Origin of the sequence: Rhodococcus sp. RD6.2 (genome assembly GCF_001040705.1) — a bacterium.
Lineage (GTDB): Bacteria > Actinomycetota > Actinomycetes > Mycobacteriales > Mycobacteriaceae > Rhodococcus_G.
The window spans coordinates 160,545-178,084 of the sequence record NZ_CVQP01000005.1; the positions used below are offsets into that span (position 1 = coordinate 160,545).

General features: G+C 68.4%; 17 protein-coding genes and 5 pseudogenes. 9 read left to right on the forward strand and 13 right to left on the reverse strand.

Features of this window, described 5'->3' with window-relative positions; genetic code table 11:
- Positions 1 to 49: 49 nt before the first annotated feature.
- The 7 genes from RHCRD62_RS07250 to RHCRD62_RS07280 form a co-directional block, all read right to left on the reverse strand.
- Positions 50 to 256 (reverse strand): MTB12 C-terminal domain-containing protein, encoded by a 207-nt coding sequence (locus RHCRD62_RS07250; RefSeq protein ID WP_216596617.1) that lies wholly within the window; start codon positions 254 to 256, stop codon positions 50 to 52.
- A 126-nt stretch (positions 257 to 382) separates the two neighbouring features.
- Complete coding sequence (locus RHCRD62_RS07255; protein WP_050064029.1) at positions 383 to 1,081, reverse strand: signal peptidase I; 699 nt, start codon at positions 1,079 to 1,081, stop codon at positions 383 to 385.
- 16 nt (positions 1,082 to 1,097) lie between these two features.
- A complete protein-coding gene (locus RHCRD62_RS07260) occupies positions 1,098 to 1,637 on the reverse strand; it encodes a hypothetical protein (RefSeq protein WP_050064030.1) in 540 nt (179 codons plus the stop codon).
- Positions 1,638 to 1,642: 5 nt separating this feature from the next.
- Complete coding sequence (locus tag RHCRD62_RS07265) at positions 1,643 to 2,170, reverse strand: alternate-type signal peptide domain-containing protein (protein ID WP_050064031.1); 528 nt, start codon at positions 2,168 to 2,170, stop codon at positions 1,643 to 1,645.
- A gap of 65 nt (positions 2,171 to 2,235) precedes the next feature.
- Positions 2,236 to 3,954 (reverse strand): signal peptidase I, encoded by a 1,719-nt coding sequence (locus tag RHCRD62_RS26160; protein WP_216596618.1) that lies wholly within the window; start codon positions 3,952 to 3,954, stop codon positions 2,236 to 2,238.
- 7 nt (positions 3,955 to 3,961) lie between these two features.
- The gene (locus tag RHCRD62_RS07275; RefSeq protein ID WP_050064032.1) at positions 3,962 to 4,573 is read right to left on the reverse strand and encodes a SipW-dependent-type signal peptide-containing protein; all 612 of its coding nucleotides are present in this window, start codon (positions 4,571 to 4,573) and stop codon (positions 3,962 to 3,964) included.
- A gap of 172 nt (positions 4,574 to 4,745) precedes the next feature.
- Positions 4,746 to 5,252, reverse strand: a complete 507-nt coding sequence (locus RHCRD62_RS07280) for an alternate-type signal peptide domain-containing protein (RefSeq protein WP_050064033.1) — start codon at positions 5,250 to 5,252, stop codon at positions 4,746 to 4,748.
- Between the two features lie 569 nt (positions 5,253 to 5,821).
- On the opposite strand from RHCRD62_RS07280, the gene RHCRD62_RS07290 reads away from it, so the two are divergent.
- The 6 genes from RHCRD62_RS07290 to RHCRD62_RS07315 all read left to right on the forward strand — a co-directional run bounded on the left by RHCRD62_RS07290 (position 5,822) and on the right by RHCRD62_RS07315 (position 11,520).
- Positions 5,822 to 6,511, forward strand: coding sequence for a response regulator transcription factor (locus tag RHCRD62_RS07290; protein ID WP_050064514.1), 690 nt, complete (start codon positions 5,822 to 5,824; stop codon positions 6,509 to 6,511).
- Positions 6,508 to 7,692 (forward strand): sensor histidine kinase, encoded by a 1,185-nt coding sequence (locus RHCRD62_RS07295; protein ID WP_050064035.1) that lies wholly within the window; start codon positions 6,508 to 6,510, stop codon positions 7,690 to 7,692. The genes RHCRD62_RS07290 and RHCRD62_RS07295 overlap by 4 nt, the downstream gene beginning before the upstream one ends.
- Positions 7,689 to 8,759 (forward strand): hypothetical protein, encoded by a 1,071-nt coding sequence (locus tag RHCRD62_RS07300; RefSeq protein ID WP_050064036.1) that lies wholly within the window; start codon positions 7,689 to 7,691, stop codon positions 8,757 to 8,759. Before RHCRD62_RS07295 ends, RHCRD62_RS07300 begins: the two co-directional genes overlap by 4 nt.
- Positions 8,760 to 8,886: 127 nt before the next feature.
- The gene (locus RHCRD62_RS07305; RefSeq protein WP_253277235.1) at positions 8,887 to 9,198 is read left to right on the forward strand and encodes a response regulator transcription factor; all 312 of its coding nucleotides are present in this window, start codon (positions 8,887 to 8,889) and stop codon (positions 9,196 to 9,198) included.
- Between the two features lie 79 nt (positions 9,199 to 9,277).
- Entirely contained in the window at positions 9,278 to 10,423 is a 1,146-nt protein-coding gene (locus RHCRD62_RS07310) for a sensor histidine kinase (RefSeq protein WP_157050837.1), read from the forward strand.
- Between the two features lie 56 nt (positions 10,424 to 10,479).
- Complete coding sequence (locus tag RHCRD62_RS07315; protein ID WP_157050838.1) at positions 10,480 to 11,520, forward strand: hypothetical protein; 1,041 nt, start codon at positions 10,480 to 10,482, stop codon at positions 11,518 to 11,520.
- Between the two features lie 27 nt (positions 11,521 to 11,547).
- Here the strand turns inward: RHCRD62_RS07315 and RHCRD62_RS07320 are convergent, their stop codons facing one another.
- Complete coding sequence (locus RHCRD62_RS07320; RefSeq protein WP_050064039.1) at positions 11,548 to 12,546, reverse strand: NAD(P)-dependent oxidoreductase; 999 nt, start codon at positions 12,544 to 12,546, stop codon at positions 11,548 to 11,550.
- 166 nt (positions 12,547 to 12,712) lie between these two features.
- Between RHCRD62_RS07320 and RHCRD62_RS25745 the strand changes: the two are divergent.
- Both RHCRD62_RS25745 and RHCRD62_RS26355 read left to right on the forward strand, forming a co-directional pair.
- A pseudogene (locus RHCRD62_RS25745) lies at positions 12,713 to 13,024 on the forward strand (acyl-CoA dehydrogenase family protein); the annotation flags it as partial.
- Between the two features lie 3 nt (positions 13,025 to 13,027).
- Positions 13,028 to 13,604 (forward strand): annotated as a pseudogene (locus RHCRD62_RS26355) (amidohydrolase); the annotation flags it as partial.
- 94 nt (positions 13,605 to 13,698) lie between these two features.
- Here RHCRD62_RS26355 and RHCRD62_RS07335 read toward each other — a convergent pair.
- The 4 genes and pseudogenes from RHCRD62_RS07335 to RHCRD62_RS26360 form a co-directional block, all read right to left on the reverse strand.
- Positions 13,699 to 14,694 carry a DUF1648 domain-containing protein gene (locus RHCRD62_RS07335; RefSeq protein WP_050064041.1) on the reverse strand — a complete coding sequence of 332 codons (996 nt, stop codon included), beginning with the start codon at positions 14,692 to 14,694 and terminating at the stop codon, positions 13,699 to 13,701.
- The gene (locus RHCRD62_RS07340) at positions 14,691 to 15,041 is read right to left on the reverse strand and encodes a GntR family transcriptional regulator (RefSeq protein WP_050064516.1); all 351 of its coding nucleotides are present in this window, start codon (positions 15,039 to 15,041) and stop codon (positions 14,691 to 14,693) included. Before RHCRD62_RS07340 ends, RHCRD62_RS07335 begins: the two co-directional genes overlap by 4 nt.
- A gap of 553 nt (positions 15,042 to 15,594) precedes the next feature.
- Positions 15,595 to 16,147, reverse strand: a pseudogene (locus tag RHCRD62_RS26165) (hypothetical protein); the annotation flags it as partial.
- Positions 16,144 to 16,485: pseudogene (locus RHCRD62_RS26360) on the reverse strand (hypothetical protein); the annotation flags it as partial. The pseudogenes RHCRD62_RS26165 and RHCRD62_RS26360, both read right to left, overlap by 4 nt.
- A gap of 152 nt (positions 16,486 to 16,637) precedes the next feature.
- Between RHCRD62_RS26360 and RHCRD62_RS07365 the strand changes: the two are divergent.
- Positions 16,638 to 17,075 carry a hypothetical protein gene (locus RHCRD62_RS07365; RefSeq protein ID WP_050064046.1) on the forward strand — a complete coding sequence of 146 codons (438 nt, stop codon included), beginning with the start codon at positions 16,638 to 16,640 and terminating at the stop codon, positions 17,073 to 17,075.
- 103 nt (positions 17,076 to 17,178) lie between these two features.
- Here RHCRD62_RS07365 and RHCRD62_RS07370 read toward each other — a convergent pair.
- Positions 17,179 to 17,531, reverse strand: a pseudogene (locus RHCRD62_RS07370) (enoyl-CoA hydratase/isomerase family protein); the annotation flags it as partial.
- Positions 17,532 to 17,540 lie beyond the last annotated feature (9 nt).

Consider the following 17,540-nt stretch of genomic DNA (forward strand, 5'->3'; position numbering starts at 1 on the left):
CCGAACTGGGGGCCTTCGTCGATCTACCGGCGCCGGACGATGGTCAGGCTCACTGGCAACCCCCGTCGGGCCCCGGAAGCGTGGCCAGGATGCCGCACACGTGGAGGTGGGACAGCTTCCACTCGTTGTCGGAGCGCACGAAGAGAATTGGCGCCACCGGGTACGGGGTCATGCCGTCGACGTGGCCCTGTCCACGCGCACGGACACGGTCCGGGCCATCGGGTTCCACGGTGGTGAACCGGATGTATTGGGGCATCGACAAGAGCACCGGCACCCCTCACGGCATTCCTCACCATGACAGTGTGCACCGCGAAACGACCGATTCGGCTCCGATCGAAAGTTCACAAGGCGGGTCTGATCGCCGACTCGAGTGCAGGGGCGATCAGTAAGGTCGCCCGCCACCCTCGATCCGGGGAATCACGGTCGTGTCGGCGTCGTACACCTGGTGCCGGTCCTGGTTTCGCACGCGCGCGAGTGGCGAAGTGGGCGCCTCGTCGACCGGAATCTCCGTGGCGACGGCCGGCGACCCCTTCCCACGGGAGCGGTCCCGGAACGCGCCGACGAACATGGCGCCGGCGTAGAGGAACAGCCCACCGACAACGACGGTCACCATCACCGCGCGCTGTTTACCGGTGATGACGTTGTTGACGTAGCCGAGGTACGGGACGCTGTACCAGACCTTCCCCCGGACCTGTTCCATCACAACGGGATTCTTGTCGCGGGACGGGTTCGCGTCGCCCTGGGTGACGAAGGTGGTCTCGCCCTTCGAGTTCTGCCGCGACTCGATGATCCGGTGCGTCACCACCTCGGGGTCACCCGACTCCTTCTGGAAGGTGATCGCGTCTCCCACCCCGAGTGTCGTGGGGTCCTGTGGCTTCACCACGATGAGGGTGCCAGGGGGATAGGTGGGGCGCATCGAGCCGGTGAGCACGGTGTACGGCGTCGAGCCCGTCAGCCTGGGTATGACGATCGTCAACGCCAGGATCGCCAGCACCGCCAGGAGGACCAGCCAGGAGACGATGCTCTTGACCCATCCCCACACGCCGAGATCCGGGCTTTCGTCCTGCACCGTGTCACTCATCGGACCCGAACCCCGGTTACCGGGACTGCGCCGAGAAGGTGAACGTCGCGGTGGTGCTCTGGCTGTGCGCTGCGGCCGCGCCGATGGTGCCGCGCAGGCACAGCACCTCGGTGGCGCCGGGCTGCACGGTCCGCTCGGCGAACTGCGCGCCGATGAGCGGACCGCTGTAGAGCTGTGTGGCTCCGGCCGGACTTCCGGTCGCCGGGCAGGCCGCCTCGTTGGGCACGATCGACGCCGTGAGATCCAGCGGCACAGCGGGGTTCGACTGCGACCCGTTCAGCAACCGGTACTTCATCAGCACATTTCCCGAGTTGTAGACCTTCACGGGCGCCTGCGCGTAACCGCCCGGCATCAGGTTCGCGCCGGCGAGCGCGGTGAACGGGTAGGAGTTGAGCCCGTTGCCACCGACGGACAGGTCCAGGACACCGGAGTGGATGGTGCCTGCGTCGACAGTCTGGCTCTGCGTCCACAGGGCCCCGGTCTGTTGCGCAGACAGCAATCCCACACCGACAACGGCCGCGCCGCCGATGACCAACCAGCGAGTCTTGTTCGACATGGTGACTACACCTGCTTCAGGGTGATGGTGAAGTTGGACAGGTCCAGTCGGGCGGTCTGCGCCACGGCACCCGCCGTCGCGGGATCGAACGTGAACACGACCTTGACGTCGACCGTCTTTCCGTTGTGCGCCGGAGTGACCACGGCGCCACCCGAATTCGACGGCAGGGACACGCCGTTCGTGGTGGCGGTGACCGAGGTGGTCATTGCCGCCTTCAGCGCCTGGTCGCCGGTGATCGCACCGCTGTCGGCACCGAGGTTCGCCTTCAGGTTGGTCCCTTTCGCGGTGATGACGTAGCTCGCCGTGTAGGTGACCACGTCGCCGGGAACCGCACGGTAGGTGGCGACGTCGATGGCACCGTGCTCGTCGGTCCACGCCGGGCCGCCTGCAGCCGTCAACGCCAGGCTTCCGGCGCCGACGCTGCCACCGACGCCGCCGGTTCCGGCGTTGAACGCGGCCATCGTGCCCGCCCCGCCCGCGAGCAGCACCGTGGCGGCACCCGCCGCGATCGCGCCCTTCATCTTCGAGTTCATCTGCTGGTCAGCTTTCGTCGAACCCCTTGCGGGGTAGAGGAATACGACAACATTCGCGCAACCCCCTAGTTGGTGACGAGCACGGCGATCTCGGCGGGCACCTGATCGGACGACGGATCGACGCTCGTCACGGAGCCCGAGGCCGCATCGACCACGGACAGCGAGTCGCCGTCGATGATCCACAGTTCATCCGAGTCGGCCGCCCACTGCACGACGGCCTTCTTGCCGACTGTGCTGCTGAACACCGTTGCACCCGACTTGTCGGTGATCGTCGCAGAGGTACCGCTCACCGCAGCCGTGTACTCACCCGACGTCGAGACGTTCGCCATCGCAAGATCGCCGGACGGGGCGGTGACCGCCTCAGCGGCCTCTTCCGTCGTCGTGGTCGTGGACGGTGCGGTGGTGGTGGCGGCGGTTTCCGTTGCTGCCACGGATTCCTCGGCCGAGGTGGTCGGCGCCGTGGTCGTGGTCGGTTCGACCGTGGTCGTCGTCGGTGCCGTCGTGGTCGTCGTGGCGGACGTGGTGGTGGGCTCCCCCGTGGTGGTGGAGGAAGCCGCTGTTGTGGTCGGCTCCGCCGTCGTGGACGGGGCGGGCGCCGCCATCCGAGCTGCCAGGGCATCTGTTCCACCGCCGCTCGGGGCGGCGAGCGAGCTCTGGTCGCCGCCGCCCACGTGTGCGCCGTCGCACCAGGCGGTCCAGATCGTGCTCGAATAGATCTTTTCGCCGATCCACGACGTGCCGGTCACGCCGTTGCGGATGGTCCGGACCTCGACGTACGAAGTCTTTGCGGTCTTGTAGATGTTGTTGTAGGTGCTGATGTTGAGGGTGACGGTCTCGCCCTTGTTCGCCGGGATCGACGGTGCCACCGTGCTGCTGTACGCGTTGATCAGCTGCACCTGGTAGGTGTATCCGGGACCGAGGTGTTCCCACCTCAGGGTCTGGCCGCTGTTGCCCGACGCCGTGGTGCAGCCGAGGTACTTGGGTGCCGGAACCAGGGAGCTTCTCGACGCGAACGAGGTTGCGGCGCCAGCCGAGTCGGTGAACGCGGCACTGGTGCCTGCGGTCATTCCGACCAGCGCGGTCAGGCCGAGTGCACCCGCGGCCATCATGGTGCGGGCTGGCATCCTGCGGCGCAGCGACAGGTGTGGTGCCCGGAACTGCTCGGTCGAGGCGTCGAACCCGCTGTGCGCGTGTGCAACCGGATGCTCGACTGCCTCGTGCGCACCGGGACCGCCCCTGCCGTGATCCGCGTCCGAGTCGGAGTCGTTGTCGTCCTTGCGCTTCGACGCCGGTCCGAACGCAAGCACCATCACGCCACCGACCAGTGCACCGCCGAGGAAGATCGCGGCGGGTGACGACAGCCACGACACCGCGTAGCCGAGGCCGGGCACGCTGAAGAACACCCGATCGGCTTCGGTCACCGTGTAGGGCGAGATGTCGGCGTCCTTGTTGGCGTCGCCCTTGAGGATCAGCACCGAATTGGTGCCGTCGGTGGAGACGACCTCCTGAATGCGGTGCGTGATACGAACGCCCTGGTCGCTCTCGACGCTGACGACATCACCCACCGCGAGGTCGGACGCGGGAGTCGCCTTCGAGAGGGCAAGGGCACCGGTCGGGATGTCCGGTGACATCGAGCCGGACCGGAAGACGAGCGGTTTGATGCCAAAGAGGAAGGAGGCTGCGGCGGCGAGCACGCAGATCAGGCCGGCGATCGCACCGATGTTGAGCGCGATCTCGCGGCCGCGTGAACGGCCGGATGCTGGGGCGTTCTCGTGATTGGTCATGGCGCGCTCAGGCCGTCGTCGCATTGAAGTTGAAGGAGGTGTTCACCGTCTGGTTCTGAACGGACACCGGTGCGTTCGGATCGAGGGTCACCTTGAAGCACAGGGTTTCGCTGCCGCCGACTGCCAGCGGCCGGGCCGTGGGAATCAGGTTCGCCGCACCACCGGACACCAGCGGCACATCGGGAGCGATCACGGTGCCGCCGGTACACGTTGTCCCGTTCGAGGTTCCGGTCGAGACGAGCACTTTCAGTTGCGGCGCGAGCGCGGACGAGGTCGCGTTGGCAACCATGGTGTAGTTGAACGGAGTCGTACCGGTGTTCTGCACGGGTAGCGTTGCGGCCACGGAGTCACCGGGCATCATGCCGGTCTTGGTCAACGTGGCGAAGGCGTAGGCCCCGGGGTTGCCTTGGTTCCCGTTGAGCTGCAGGTCGATCGACCCTGTCGAGAAGACTCCGGAGGTGGCCGTGGCGGAGTCGCTCCACGCGGCGAGGGTTCCGATCGCGCCGAGGCCGAGCACGATGCCGAGCGAGGCGATGGCCCTCACCTTGCCGCCCGCCCTGAGCGAGCGTGCCCGGGCACCGAATCCTGCCGGAATACTGGGATTCTCGTGACGCGACATGCGGATGCCTTTCGTGCGTGGGTCGTGCCGGGCGTGGTGCGCCGAAGCGGAAGCCGTTGTGGTGAACAAATGTTCGTGTGACGCCGGCCGGACGATCCCAGTCGGGGTTGGGACCGGCCGGCCGACGTGTTCACGGGCTCACCCGAGGAGAGGCGAGCGGGTTTCGAACGCCCTACTGCTGGGTCAGGGTGACGGTGAAGTCGGACAGGTCGGCGTCGACGTTCTGGTAGTTCGTGCCCGAGGCATCGAAGTTGAAGGTGACCTGGGCCTGGACCACCTGCCCGTCGTTGGCGTCGGTGATCACGCCACCGGCGAGCGGCGCACCGTTCAGCGTGACGGTGACCTCGGGATCGAGTGCGGCTGCCAGATCGCCGGAGATGGAACCCTCGTCGACGTCCAGGGTTGCCTCGAGGTTGTCGCCCGCCGCACCGATCTTGAAGGCTGCGTTGTAGACGATCACGTCACCCGGCACCGCGAGGTAGGTCGCGATGTCACTCACGGCGGTTCCGTTGACGGTCCAGCCCGTGGCGCCTTCCTGCGCCAGCGACAGCTTGCCGGAGTTGATCGCACCGCCTGCGACGTTCGACGAGGCGTTCCACGCCGCCATGGTCCCCGCGCCACCGGCGAGGAGGAGGGCTGCTGCGCCGGCGGCGATGGCGCCCTTGGTCTGCTTGTTCATCTGAACTCGGCTTTCGTCGGACCCCGTTGGGGTCGGTGGATCGAGTTTCGGATCAGTTACGTGCGCACACGTAATGGTTGTGCGGGTGCTCGTGCGTGTCCGTGCTCGTTCTGGGATCGCGACGGTGACAGTGGCGTCCAGGAACGGCCCCAGTGGCCGACGCCGGAATCGCGATGCGAAGTGTTTACCACGCCAGCGAATTGGCTCGCGGCGGAATTCTGTCATTCATCCGGATGATTCTGGTCGAACGTCCAAGTTGGCGTTTCGATCGAACGTACAGAATGTAATTACGTTACCGACCTGCACATATATAAGCCGCTGCAACCGAATTCGTGCCTATCATTCGATGGCAATCGGGCGTCGGGCTTCCCGGTGCACCGTTCCGCCCGGACTCCGGAACACCTGCCGAAACGACCGACGAGCTATCCCATCGCAACAGGACTGCCGAAGCTCGCTTCCCTGTCCGCACGGGCTGCTACCGTCAACGCCGAGTTCAGCACGCGCCAGGCGGCGACACCCTGCACCGACCGCCCCGCGACCATCACCTGCGAGGAGCACAGTTGACCGAGATGCCCTCGGCCTCCGGGACACCGGACGCACCCGGAGTGCTCCCCCGCCGCATCGGCATCGTGGAGGACCACGAATCCGTGGTGATGGGACTCGAGGCGATGCTCGCCGATCAGCCGGACCTGACGATCGTGGCGTCGGCACCGACCGTCCCCGACCTGCTCGCCGTAGGCGCGGAATTCGACGTGGTGATTCTCGATCTCCGGCTCGCGGACGGTTCGTCGCCCAAGTCGAATGTGGAGCAACTGCGATCCGTCGGCGTCGAAGCTCTCGTCTTCACCAGCGCAGAGGACCCGTACCTCGTTCGCCTCGCCGCGAAGGCGGGCGTGCTCGGAGTGCTTCGCAAGTCCGAGCCGACCGCAACCGTGATCGCCGCGATCACCGCGGCCGCGAACGGGGAACAGGTCGTGACCACCGAGTGGGCGGCCGCGATCGACGGCGACCCCGGACTGCAGGACGTCGGCCTGAGCCCGCGCCAACGCGACGTGCTGGCCCTGTACGCCTCCGGCGAGAAGGCCGCCCGCGTCGCCAGCCTCACCGGACTGGCACCCCACACCGTGAACGACTACCTGGGACGTATCCGCGCCAAGTACGCGGAGGCGGGCAGACCTGCACGCACCAAAACCGACCTGTACAAGCGGGCAGTGGAGGACGGCTGGCTTCCGATCCCCACGCGCGATCAACTGAAGTGACCGTCGCGGTCGTCCCACGCCGGGACGCCACCGATCGCATCACGCGGATGTTCGCCGTGTTCACCGGCTCGGGATACCTCGTCTACCTCCTGCTCCTTCTCCCGTCGATCGTCAGACAGGCCGACCGGACGGCGTCGCTGTGGACGCCGGTCGCAGCAGTCGCGGTGTTCGGGACCGGCCTGCTGTTCGGGTTGTCCGCGCTCGCCCGTAACGGGACCCTTCTGCGGGCGACCGGTGGACTCGCCGCCGTCACCTTCCTGGTCGCCGTCGCGACCGGGTTGTGGGCCTGGCACGGTCCCCCCCTCACCGACGGACAGGGGGTGTGGCTGTCCGCGTTTCCCGGTGTCGCGAGTCTCGCCGCGGCCGCCTCGTGGCGTCCGGCCGCTGCGTTCGGATACATGGTCGTCGCGTGTGCCGGTGTCCAGTACTTCAATTCCGTGGCACGCGATCCCGCGATGACCAGCCCATTGATTCCGGACATCGCCTTCACGATCATGTTCTGCTCGCTGTTCGTCGGCGCGGCGGTGATGGCGCTGCGTACCGGCAGAATCCTCGACTCGACTCTGGACGCCACCCACGCCGCTGCTGCTGCCGCCGCGGCCAGTCGGGCGCGGACCGTCGAACGCGCGCGGTTCGACGCGATGATCCATGACGGGGTCATGTCGACACTTCTGGTCGCCTCACGCCAGGGCACCACCGCCAGCCTGAGCGCCCAGGCAGCGCACACGCTGCGCAAGTTCGACGGTTTGCGGGCCGGACCGGGTTCGGACGAACGCTTCGACGCCACGGAGATCGTCACTCATCTGCGTACCGCGGCAGGCGATGTCGAGGAGGGCCTCGTCCTCGACATCCGCCGCACGCCGGGCTCCGAGAAGTTGTCCATACCCGCCGACGCGACCAGGGCGATCGGCGCCGCTCTCGCGGAAGCACTGCGCAACAGTCTCGGACACGCCGGTCCCGACGCCGACCGGTCGGTGACGGTGACGCTTGCCGCCGGCCGCCTCGACATCGAGGTTGCGGACACCGGACGAGGGTTCGACCCGAAAGCGGTTCCCGCCGACCGACTGGGTTTGGCCGTGAGCATCACGGGTCGGATGGCACAACTGTCCGGCGGTAGCGCGCACATCGATTCCCGCCCGAACAACGGCACCCGGGTCCGACTCGGGTGGAGCGGCGAATGAGCCCCGAACGGTTGCGCGGCGCCCGCGACGTGCGCGCGCTGATCGGGATGACGAGCCCCGCGGCCAGGGCGATGGTGACGCTCTACGCCGCAGCGAGTGCACTGATGGCGGTCATGTCGCGGGAGGGGGTGGTCGCGTTCTGGCCGATCGCCGTCGCCCTCCTGGTGGTCGTCCTCGGCGCGGTCGCGCTGATCCGGGTACCCGGCGATCCCATACCGCTTGGCCACTCGGTCGCGCTCGCCGCGACCGGACCGGCGGCGTGCACGCTCGTACTCGGGGTGCTTCCGGTCCCCATCGCGAGCCCACTGCAGCTCTGGCCGCTGGGTGCGGTGACCGCGATCTACGCCTTCCTGGCGGTCCGCGGGAGGACCGGATTCGCGTGGCTGGGGATGCTCGCGACGATCGCCGTCTGTGTCGTGTGGTCCACCACGACCGGGCAGGGGGCGGCGTACGGCCTGGCGATGTCCGTCATCAACGTGGCGCCGCTGCTGATGTCGACGTTCTTCGCCTTCACCCTGCGTCCCGCCGCACGCAAGATCTTCGCGCTGCGCGATCAGACCACTCGGCGGGCGGCCGCCGAGGCCGCGGACTCGGCGATCCTCGAGGAGCGGGATCGTCAACTCCGCCGACTCGACGAGTTGGCGCGACCGATCCTCGAGCACATCGCCGCAGGCGAGCCGCTCGACGAGGACCAGCGCATCGCCTGCGGACTCCTCGAAGCACATCTGCGGGACAGTGTCCGGGCGCCCGCGCTGTCGGATCCCGGGGTCGTGGCGGCGGCCCGCGGTGCGCGGGCACGCGGCGTCGAGGTGATCCTTCTCGACGACGGCGCCATGGACGGGGCTGCGCCCGACGCGAGGAGGCGATTCCTGGGCAGCGTCACCGACGTCCTCAGCGGAACGGAGAAGGGCGCAGTCACCGTTCGGGTGCTTCCACCGGGACGGGCCGCGATGGCAACCATCCTGACCAGCACGCCACAGGGTGTGCGGCGCACCGAGTTCGGGCCGGACGGTGACGCCGTCACGCGATCCGGCCGGCCCGATGAGGAACGGGCCACAAGACCGTGATGTGCCCCTATTTCTACGGGCACGGAATTCGTGTCTCGTGGACGTCCGTGCCGCCGAATACGCTCCGATGAGAGTCCGGCGCACCCACCGGAGTCCATCTCTCCACGCGAGCTTCCCGGGAGCCGACATGACCACTGCTTCGCTCGATCATCTTCGCCCTCCGCAGATCCACGCGGTACCCGGCCAGGCCCATCCGATGGCTCGGGGACTGCGGCGTCCGCATCTCTCACCGCGGGAGATCGAGGTGCTTCTGCACTGGCTCCGGTGCGATTCCAAGAACGAGGTCGCCGCGGGCCTCTTCCTGTCGATCGGCACGGTCAACACGCATCTCGCCCGGATTCGCACGAAGTACCGCGACGTCGGCCGATCCGCGCCGACGAAGGCTGCGCTGGTGGCTCGTGCGGTCCAGGACGGGCTGATCGAGCTCCACGAGCTGTGACCGCCTCTCCGCGGAACCGACGGCGGTGACCCCCGCGGTCGAGTCGGCAACCCGGATCGGGCCGGCCGAGGATCGCGTCGTGCGCACGTTCGCGGGCTTCATCGGCGCCACGGCTCTACTGTTCGCCGTCCTGCTCGCGCCGGGCGCGATCAAGCTGTCCGACATCATCCCGTCCTGGTGGACGGCAATCGCCGCAATACTCGTCGTCGTGCCGATCCTGTCGCTGTGGCCGGCGTCGCGTGCGACCGACCCGAGGTGGATCGGGCGCTGCGTCACGGCTGCGGCCGCCGGCTACCTGGTGTCGTTGGTGTCCTGGCTGTTCCTGGTCGACGGTCACATTCCGGCGAATCGCGACGTGTGGCTCGCGACGTTCCCAGGCCTCGTCTCGATGGCGACGGCCCTGCGTTGGCGGCCGGCGGCGAGCCTGACGTACCTGGCTGTCTCCGCGGGCACCGCCGAACTCGTCCGATACGTGACACGGGAGAACCAGCAGAAGGTCGTGCTTCCCGTGGAGATCGTGTCGGTCATCGTCTACAGCGCACTGTTCGTCGTGGCCACCATCGCTGCAGTGTCGACGGGTCGAGCCCTGGACAGGGCCATCCGCGCCTCCGTGCAGCACTCCGCGTCGTCGGCCGCCATCGCCGCCCGCGACATCGAGCGGGGTCGATTCCACGCCCTGATACATGATCGGGTGATGTCGACGCTCCTGGCACTGTCGCGCCTGGGCAACACACCGGACCTCCGTGACCAGGCCGCGAGCGCAGTCACCGAACTCGATCGGCTCCGCAACAGCAATGTCGCCGACGAGGACCTCGACGTCAGAACGGCGGTCGGGCTGATCCGTGCCGCCCTCGTCCAGGTCGATGGCGACGTCCCCGTCGAAGTCGACATCGATCCCCAGTCAGCCGACGTACCGAGGGCCGCAACCCGTTCCATCGCATCCGCGGCGGCAGAGGCACTCCGTCACAGCTTCCGTCAGGCGGACGCCGACCGCATCATCGTCATCGATGCGTGCCCGTTGGGACTGCGGGTGGTCGTGGCGGACAACGGAGGTGGACTCGAACAGGTCCCGGCACCCGAACTCGACGTGGAGGCCGCGTTCGGTCTCCGGCAGCGGATGGCCGCCTCGGACGGGTGCGCCTACGCCGTCAAGTCCGAGCCTGGGCGCGGTACGCAGGTCGTGTTGACGTGGACGCGACCAGTACCCGACAGGGACGCCGCGTGAACGCCCGCCGGAAGCACACCGACACCGCGGACCGTGACATTCGTACTCTGCTGTGGATGGATCGGCCCATCGCAATGGTCGTCGCCGTCGTCTTCTGCCTCAGTTCGGCCCTCCGCGCGGCCACGTATCTCGGCGACTCCGAGCACTTCTGGCCCATCCTGCTCGCGCTTGCCCTGACCACGGCGGGCGTACTCGCGATCGTCGCGGTGCCCGGCGACCCGCTGCCGCTGCCCGCCACCGTGCTCCTGACCGCCATCGGGCCGGCGACGTGTCTGCTCGTCCTCCCGCAGATACCCGCGCACGGCTGGATCATGAGCGACATCTGGCATCTGCGGGCCGTCACGATCATTCTGTGCTTCATGTCGGTACGCGGGCGACCCTGGTTCGCCGAAGCGGGGGCGGCGTCGTCGATCCTCGTCTTCACGATCTGGACCGGGATCACTGGTCAGGGCTGGGGCGGCGGGTTGCGGACCAGCCTCGTCGTCTTTGCACCCGTCCTCATCTCACTGCTGGTCGCCTCCGCCGTCCGGCCGATGGCGCAGCGGGTGTTCGCGCTCCGCGAGTTGGAGAGCGAACGCGCCGCCGACGAGGCGATGACGGCGGCCGTCACCTCGGAGCGGGAATCTCAACTCGAAGCTCTGGATTCGTCGGCGCGTCCGATTCTCGAAGCGGCCGCGGCGGGCGCCGCCCTCACCGACGCCGACCGCGAACGCTGCGCCATTCTGGAGGAACGTCTGCGGGACACGTTGCGCGCCCCGGTCTTCGCCACCGACGACGCCCTGCACCGGGCCACCTCGGATGCACGACGACGCGGTACGCAGGTGATCCTCCTCGACGAGGGCGGGCTCGACGACGAGGCCCTGGCGGCCCCCGTACGGGTCGCGTTGATCGACGAACTCGACGCAACTTCGGGCGGCACCGTCACGGCGCGGGCGCTACCGCCGGGGAGGAACACGTCGGCGACGATCGTCATCGAGGTGGGCCACCGGGTACGGCGAGTCGAGTTCGACGCCGAGGGCCGGGTTCGCGTCGAGGTCAGGAACGGCGACGTCCCTGACCTCGACTACCAGGCGGTCCGCTCCATCGTGGGTGGCTGACCGTCCACACGTCACGGAAGATCGACCTCACGCGTCGGCAGGCACTCCGCCCTCGAGCACAACCCCGCTCAGCCGCTCGAGGTGACGCATGACTTCGGTCTGATCGGCACCCGCTTCGAGATCGTCGACGGCGTCGTTCCACACCGCTCCGACCGTCTCCCCGACCCGCGTCGGCACGCCTTCACTCCGCGCGAGGTCCAGCGCGATACCGATGTCCTTGCGCATCAGCGCTGCCGTGAAGCCGGAGTCGAATGTCCGTGACAACACGAACTTCTCGTACTTCGTCTCGGTGGACTGGTTGCGTCCACTTCCCGCGTTGAACACCGCCAGCAGGGTCGCGGGGTCGATTCCGAACCGCCGGCCGACGAGCAGCGCCTCGGCCGCCGCGACGAAGCCGCCCGCCGCGAGGAGATTGTTGAGGGCCTTCGCCGCGTGACCCGCACCGACCGAACCCACGTGAATCACCTCGCGGGCCGTTGCCTCGATGAGCGGACGGACCGAGGCGAGGATCGCACCGTCACCACCCGCCATGACGGCGAGATCGGCCTGCCGTGCCCGTGCCACTCCCCCACTGACCGGGGCATCGACCACGGAAACACCCTTGTTACCAGCGAGATCGGCCAGCGCGCGGGTGCGCGCAGGGACGCTGGAACCCATGTCGACGATGACCGCGCCGGGTCGCAGGCGCGCGAGCAATCCTCCGTCGCCGACGGTGACGCGGTCGACGATGTCACTGTTCGGGAGAACGAGGACGACGACGTCACAGTCCGCGAAGGCCGACAGGTCCGCCGCTCCGACGGCATCCGGATGCGCCGACGTGAAGAGCTCTTGACGCGCCGCATCGGCGTCGTACACCAGCAGCGACTGTCCTGCGGCAAGGAAGTTCGCGGCGATCGGCGTACCCATCGCACCGAGACCGACGAAACCGACGCGCTTGCCCGGCAGTGGTCCCGCGCCGTCGGAACCGTCCGGCGAGTCGCGGGGGCGGTGGCGTGCACGACCACCCGGGTCCACACCGATCCCCACGCGACCTCGCTGACGGAGCGCTGCAACGCTTCCCCGTCCGTGCCCGTACTCCCGCTCAAGGCGGCGTCGACGTAGGCGTCGCCGAGCACCTCGCGGCGCAGTGCCACCCCGGCATCTGGTTGCGCCCGGTCGACGGTGGACGTGCCATCCCCCTCTCCGCAGGACGTCCCGCGCCATGTTGGCGCTGGCTCGCACGCACGCAATGGACCGCACCCAATTCGGCAAGCCCGTCGCGGGCTTACAGGCGGTCCGGCACAGGCTGGCCGAGACCCTCGTCGCGATCGAGGGCGCCGAAGCGGCCCTCGGGTTGTCCGACGGGGACCTCCGGGCGATGCTCGCCAAAGCCGCTGCTGGACAGGCGGCCCTGACCGCGGCCCGGCACTGCCGGCAGGTGCTCGGCGGCATCGGGTTCACCGCCGAACACGACCTGCACCGCCACGTGCGACCGGTGCTGGTACCGAACGGCCTGCTCGGCGCGCAGGGCTTCGGCGCACTGCGCCTGGCGTCGGACTTCCCATCGACAACCTGATGGTGTTGGCGCCCAGCGTGTCCCAGATCGCCGTTCAGGACCTGCTCTGGGGGCCCGGCGATGCACGCCTACCCGAAGCTGAAGGTGGCGCTGTCCGAGGGTGGCATCGGCTGGATCCCGTTCTTCATGAACCGCTCGGACCGAGCGCTACACCAATCAGAGCTGGCTGCCGCGCGACTTCGGGGGCAAGCTGCCCAGCGAGGTGTTCCGCGAGCACGTCATCGCGTGCTACGTCACCGACAAGACGTCACTCAAGCTGCGCCACGAGATCGGCATCGACATCATCGCCGGGGAGTGCGACTACCCGCACTCCGATTCGCTGTGGCCCGACGCACCCGAGTTCGTCCTCAACGAGTTGAACGCCGTCGGCGCGAGCGATTCCGACATCGACAAGATCACGTGGCAGAACGCCTGCCGGTTCCTGCCCTGGGATCCGTACGCGCACATCCCCGAGTAGCAGGCGACGGTCGGGGCTCTGCGCGCCAAGGCGACCGACGTCGACATCTCGACCCGCTCGCGCACGGAGTACCCCGCGCTGTACGCGCAGCGCGGCGTCCAACCACCCGAGAAACGGTGCTCCTCCCGGCGCTGCGCGCCGGGAGGAGCGGGGAAACTCCGCCGGGTCAGACGCGGCCGCGGGCAGCGAGGGTGTTGAGCACCGCCGCGGCCTGGTCGGCCCCGTCGACAGTGACGGTGAATCGCGACCCGTCACCCCGGGTGACCTCCAGCGCGGGGCCTGGCCGGGCAATCAGTCCGACGCCCCGGGGACCGACCCGATAGCCGTAGCCGCCGAACCCGTTGATCACCTTGACGGTGACCGCGCGCGCTTCGGCGACCTCGTCGAGAGGGATGTGAACGGGCCGGACCGGGACGACTCCGCGCGCGGACAGCCCGCGCTGATCGACGAGGACGCGAACCGGAGCGAGGACGAGCGCCATCGCGGCCCCCGAGATCGCGGCGACCACGAGCAGCAGGATCGCCGGGCCCACCCCGACCGCCATCAGTGCGACGACGACCGCGATCGGGAGCAAACCAAGGAGAACGCCGAACCACCGGGGCATCGCCGCCGATCCTGACCACGCCACCCGCTCCCCGTCCTCGAGCGGGATGCGTGGAGCGTCGGCGACGGGCGAGGTGCTCGCCCGAGCCGGTCCGGGCGCCGGCATGCTCAGGTGGGCGAGCACCGCCGCGCCAACCGCGATCGCCGCGCCGGCGACGATCCACCAGCCAGGCACGGTGACGGACGAGGCATCGGCGACGCCGCGTTGCGGGATTGCCAGCAGGATCGGGAGCACCGCCAGGAACGAGCCGATGCCGGAGGCGAGGGTGACGCCCAATCTGGCGGTTCGCAGGTCACGGCGGGTGATCAGCACCAGGACCGTCACCAGGACCGCTGCGGCGGCGGGACCGAGAAGCACGCTCGCGCGCGCCGCGGCCTGCGAGGCGAAGCCGTCGGCACTGCCGCCGAATGTGAAGTGCACGGCCATCGGATCCGGCAGGTCGGCGGCCCAGGCGGCGAACAACACCAGCGCGATCGCGGCGAGCACCACCGGCGCCGACAGCGCGCCGACCAGCGCCCGGACCCACGACACCTGCGGTGCCACGGTCTGTTCGGTCATGTCATCTCCTTCTTGATGAGGGTCACCAGTTCCGCCGCGCTCAGTCCGAGGCGACGCGCCTCGGTGACGACGTCGAGGACCGCCTCCTGGAGCCGGCTGCGTCCGCCGGCGTCGTCCGCGACCACCGCGCCGCGCCCACGCCGCAGTTCGATCAGCCCCTCGTCGCGCAGCTGCTGGTAACCCCGCAGCACCGTGTGCACGTTCAGGTCGAGGGATTCGGCGAGTTCCCGGGCGCCGGGCAAACGGTCCCCGGGACCGACGCTGCCGTCGGCCAGGGCGCGCCGCACGCTCGCCGCGACCTGTTCGAAGAGCGGCGTCGGCGAGGCGGGGTCGATTCGGATGAGCACGAACACATTCTATTGTTCTAGTTTCATTAGAACAACTTGGTATCGCGGGTGCACCGTTCGAGCACCCCCAGAACGGTGCGCGGATCGCGTTTGGTCGGCCGCTCGCCGAAGAAGCCGGCGGCCGCTCGCCGAAGAAGCCGGCGGCCGCTCCGGCCGGACCACCGGCCACCGCACATGAGTGGCCGCTGGTACAGGCGACTGTGGGACGGCGCCGGGTTCGTCACCGCCCCAGAGTCGTTGGTGGACTTGTCGTCAGCAGCCGGCGACAGGTTGCCACCGCCGTGAACGGAGAACAGGGCACAGAAGGTGGCTGCGGGGACCTTCCACGTTCCGTCCTGGTTGACGGCCTGGCCACCTGGTCCGGCATGACAGGGGCACCGCCCATGAGCAGCGTGTAGGTGACGTTGGGTTTGGTCTCGTCGACTCCTTCGATCGCCGCGACCGTCACCGTCGTGGCGGACGCGCGCGGGTCGGCGGCCATTCCCTCGAATGCGAGCCGGAAGGTGTCACCGTTCTCGACCAGGCCCACTCGCACGTCAACCGGCGAAGTCCCGTCCGCGGCGCTCTGCACCGCCTCGCATCCGAGAAGTTTGAGCATCGAGAGCGAGGCGACCTCCTGGTCGCCGCGCGCCTCGCGGGCCAGCACCTGCGTGGCGTAGTGGTCGCGGTCCAGTTCCGTGACGAGACGGAAGTCCTCGAGAAGGTCCTGGAGTCGGTCGGAGAAGCTGAGCCACAACAGGGTTCGCTCGTGACCGAGCGAACCCGTCGCGACACGCCAGCCCTTGTTCAGTTCATCGACGAGGCTTCCACGGGCACCCGGGCGTCAGTGAAGAAGACCTCGTTGAAGTCGAGGTCGTCGCCGGCGCAGACGGACGCGAACGGCCGACGGGTGACGCCCGGGGTGTCGGCGGGGATCAGCAGCACACTGATGCCCTGGCGCTTCGGGGCATCGGGGCGGTGCGGACGAAGGTGAGAAGTACGTCGGCGTCGTGCGCGCTGGACCGGGGACGTTCGCCCGCTTCGGCTTCCGTGGGCAGGTTCGCGTCGAGGAAGGCCACGAACTCGGCCCGGAACTCCTCGACAGCCGTGTCGAAGGTCAGCTTCACGCGTATTCCTTGGCGATCTGTGATCGGTACCCGTCGGCGATCCGCGCTCGGTGCTCTGCCGACCGCCGAGCGTCAACTGACCGGCCTTGGCTCGCTTGAGCGCGAACTGGAGGTCGTTCTCCCTAGTGAATTCCATGGCGCCGAACTGCTGCCGTTGCCGGAGATGCTCGAGTACGAGATCCAGAATCCGTTGGCAGGCACCGACACGTCGCCATGCCCATGAGCGCGAACTCACGCGCCCGCGCGGGATCGACGTCGGCGCGCTCGGCGTCGGTGACGCGGACGCCGGAGAACCTCACCTCGGCGAGGTGCAGGGTGGGGTCGAACACCGGCGAGCGGGCGGAGGCCCCCTGGTGCGCGCGCGGCGAGGGGCGGCGGGCACCGCTCTCCGAAGCGCCGTCACCGAGTTCGCGTAACGCGCGGTCCCTTTCGACCGATTCATCTCCCAACAGGCAACGTTGCGTGTGACGTCCGGCCCGAAGGAGCGAGGATGAAGACCAAATTGGTGCGTGCCGCCATCGCGGGCGCCGCTGCAGTCGGAATTGCCACCGGAGGTGTGGTCGCCGCCCCCGCGCAGGCGGCACCGGTCGGCCCGGTCGATCTCGACCTGACCGGTGGCGTGTACTGCGCCTTCGGAAAGCCTGGCGATCCGTGGGTGGACTCGTGGTACATGGTGCGGTGGATGGAAGTCACCGCGTACGGACGGGACTGGCCCAACGTGACGCTGCAGGAACTGGGCGGAGCACAGCAGTTCAGCCCCCTGCTCAAGGCGGGCGAGAAGCTCCGCATCGAAACCAAGTGGTTCGGCTGCTTCCCCAGTTCGATCTCCGGTTACACCATCTCCAGCGATGTCGACCCGCTGCAGAACAACTTCGGGTTCTGGGCGAACGTCGAGCGACGCGGCGGCGACAGCGGAAGCGCCAGTTAGTCCTCCGCGCAATCCCGGGGTCTCGTGCGCTGCCGACACCCGGGATTGCGTTCTCGTTCAATCGATGTGGGATGCGGGACGCGACACACGTCTTGACCGCCGTCAGTCGCGCGATGGTGGTGCGGAAGTCCTCGGTCTGGAACGACTGGTCCTCGGCGGCGTTCGCGTAGTCGAGGGAGGCGAGCACAGCCCATTCGATGTGCAGGTTCAGCATCCGTTTCGTCGCCTCGACAGACTGCGGTTGGGTGGCTTCGGTGCGCAGGCGAGAGCGTCGGCGAACGGGTCGGCCACCACGTGGTTCGCCAACCCCAGTTCCCGCGCCCGCTCCGCGGGGATCCGAACGCCCGTCAAAGTGAATACCTTCGCGAGCGGCAGACTGATCTGCAGCGGCCAGGTCAACGGGCCGCCGTCGGCCGCGACGAGTCCGACCTGCACGTGCGGGTCGGCGAGGTATGAGGGCCCGAC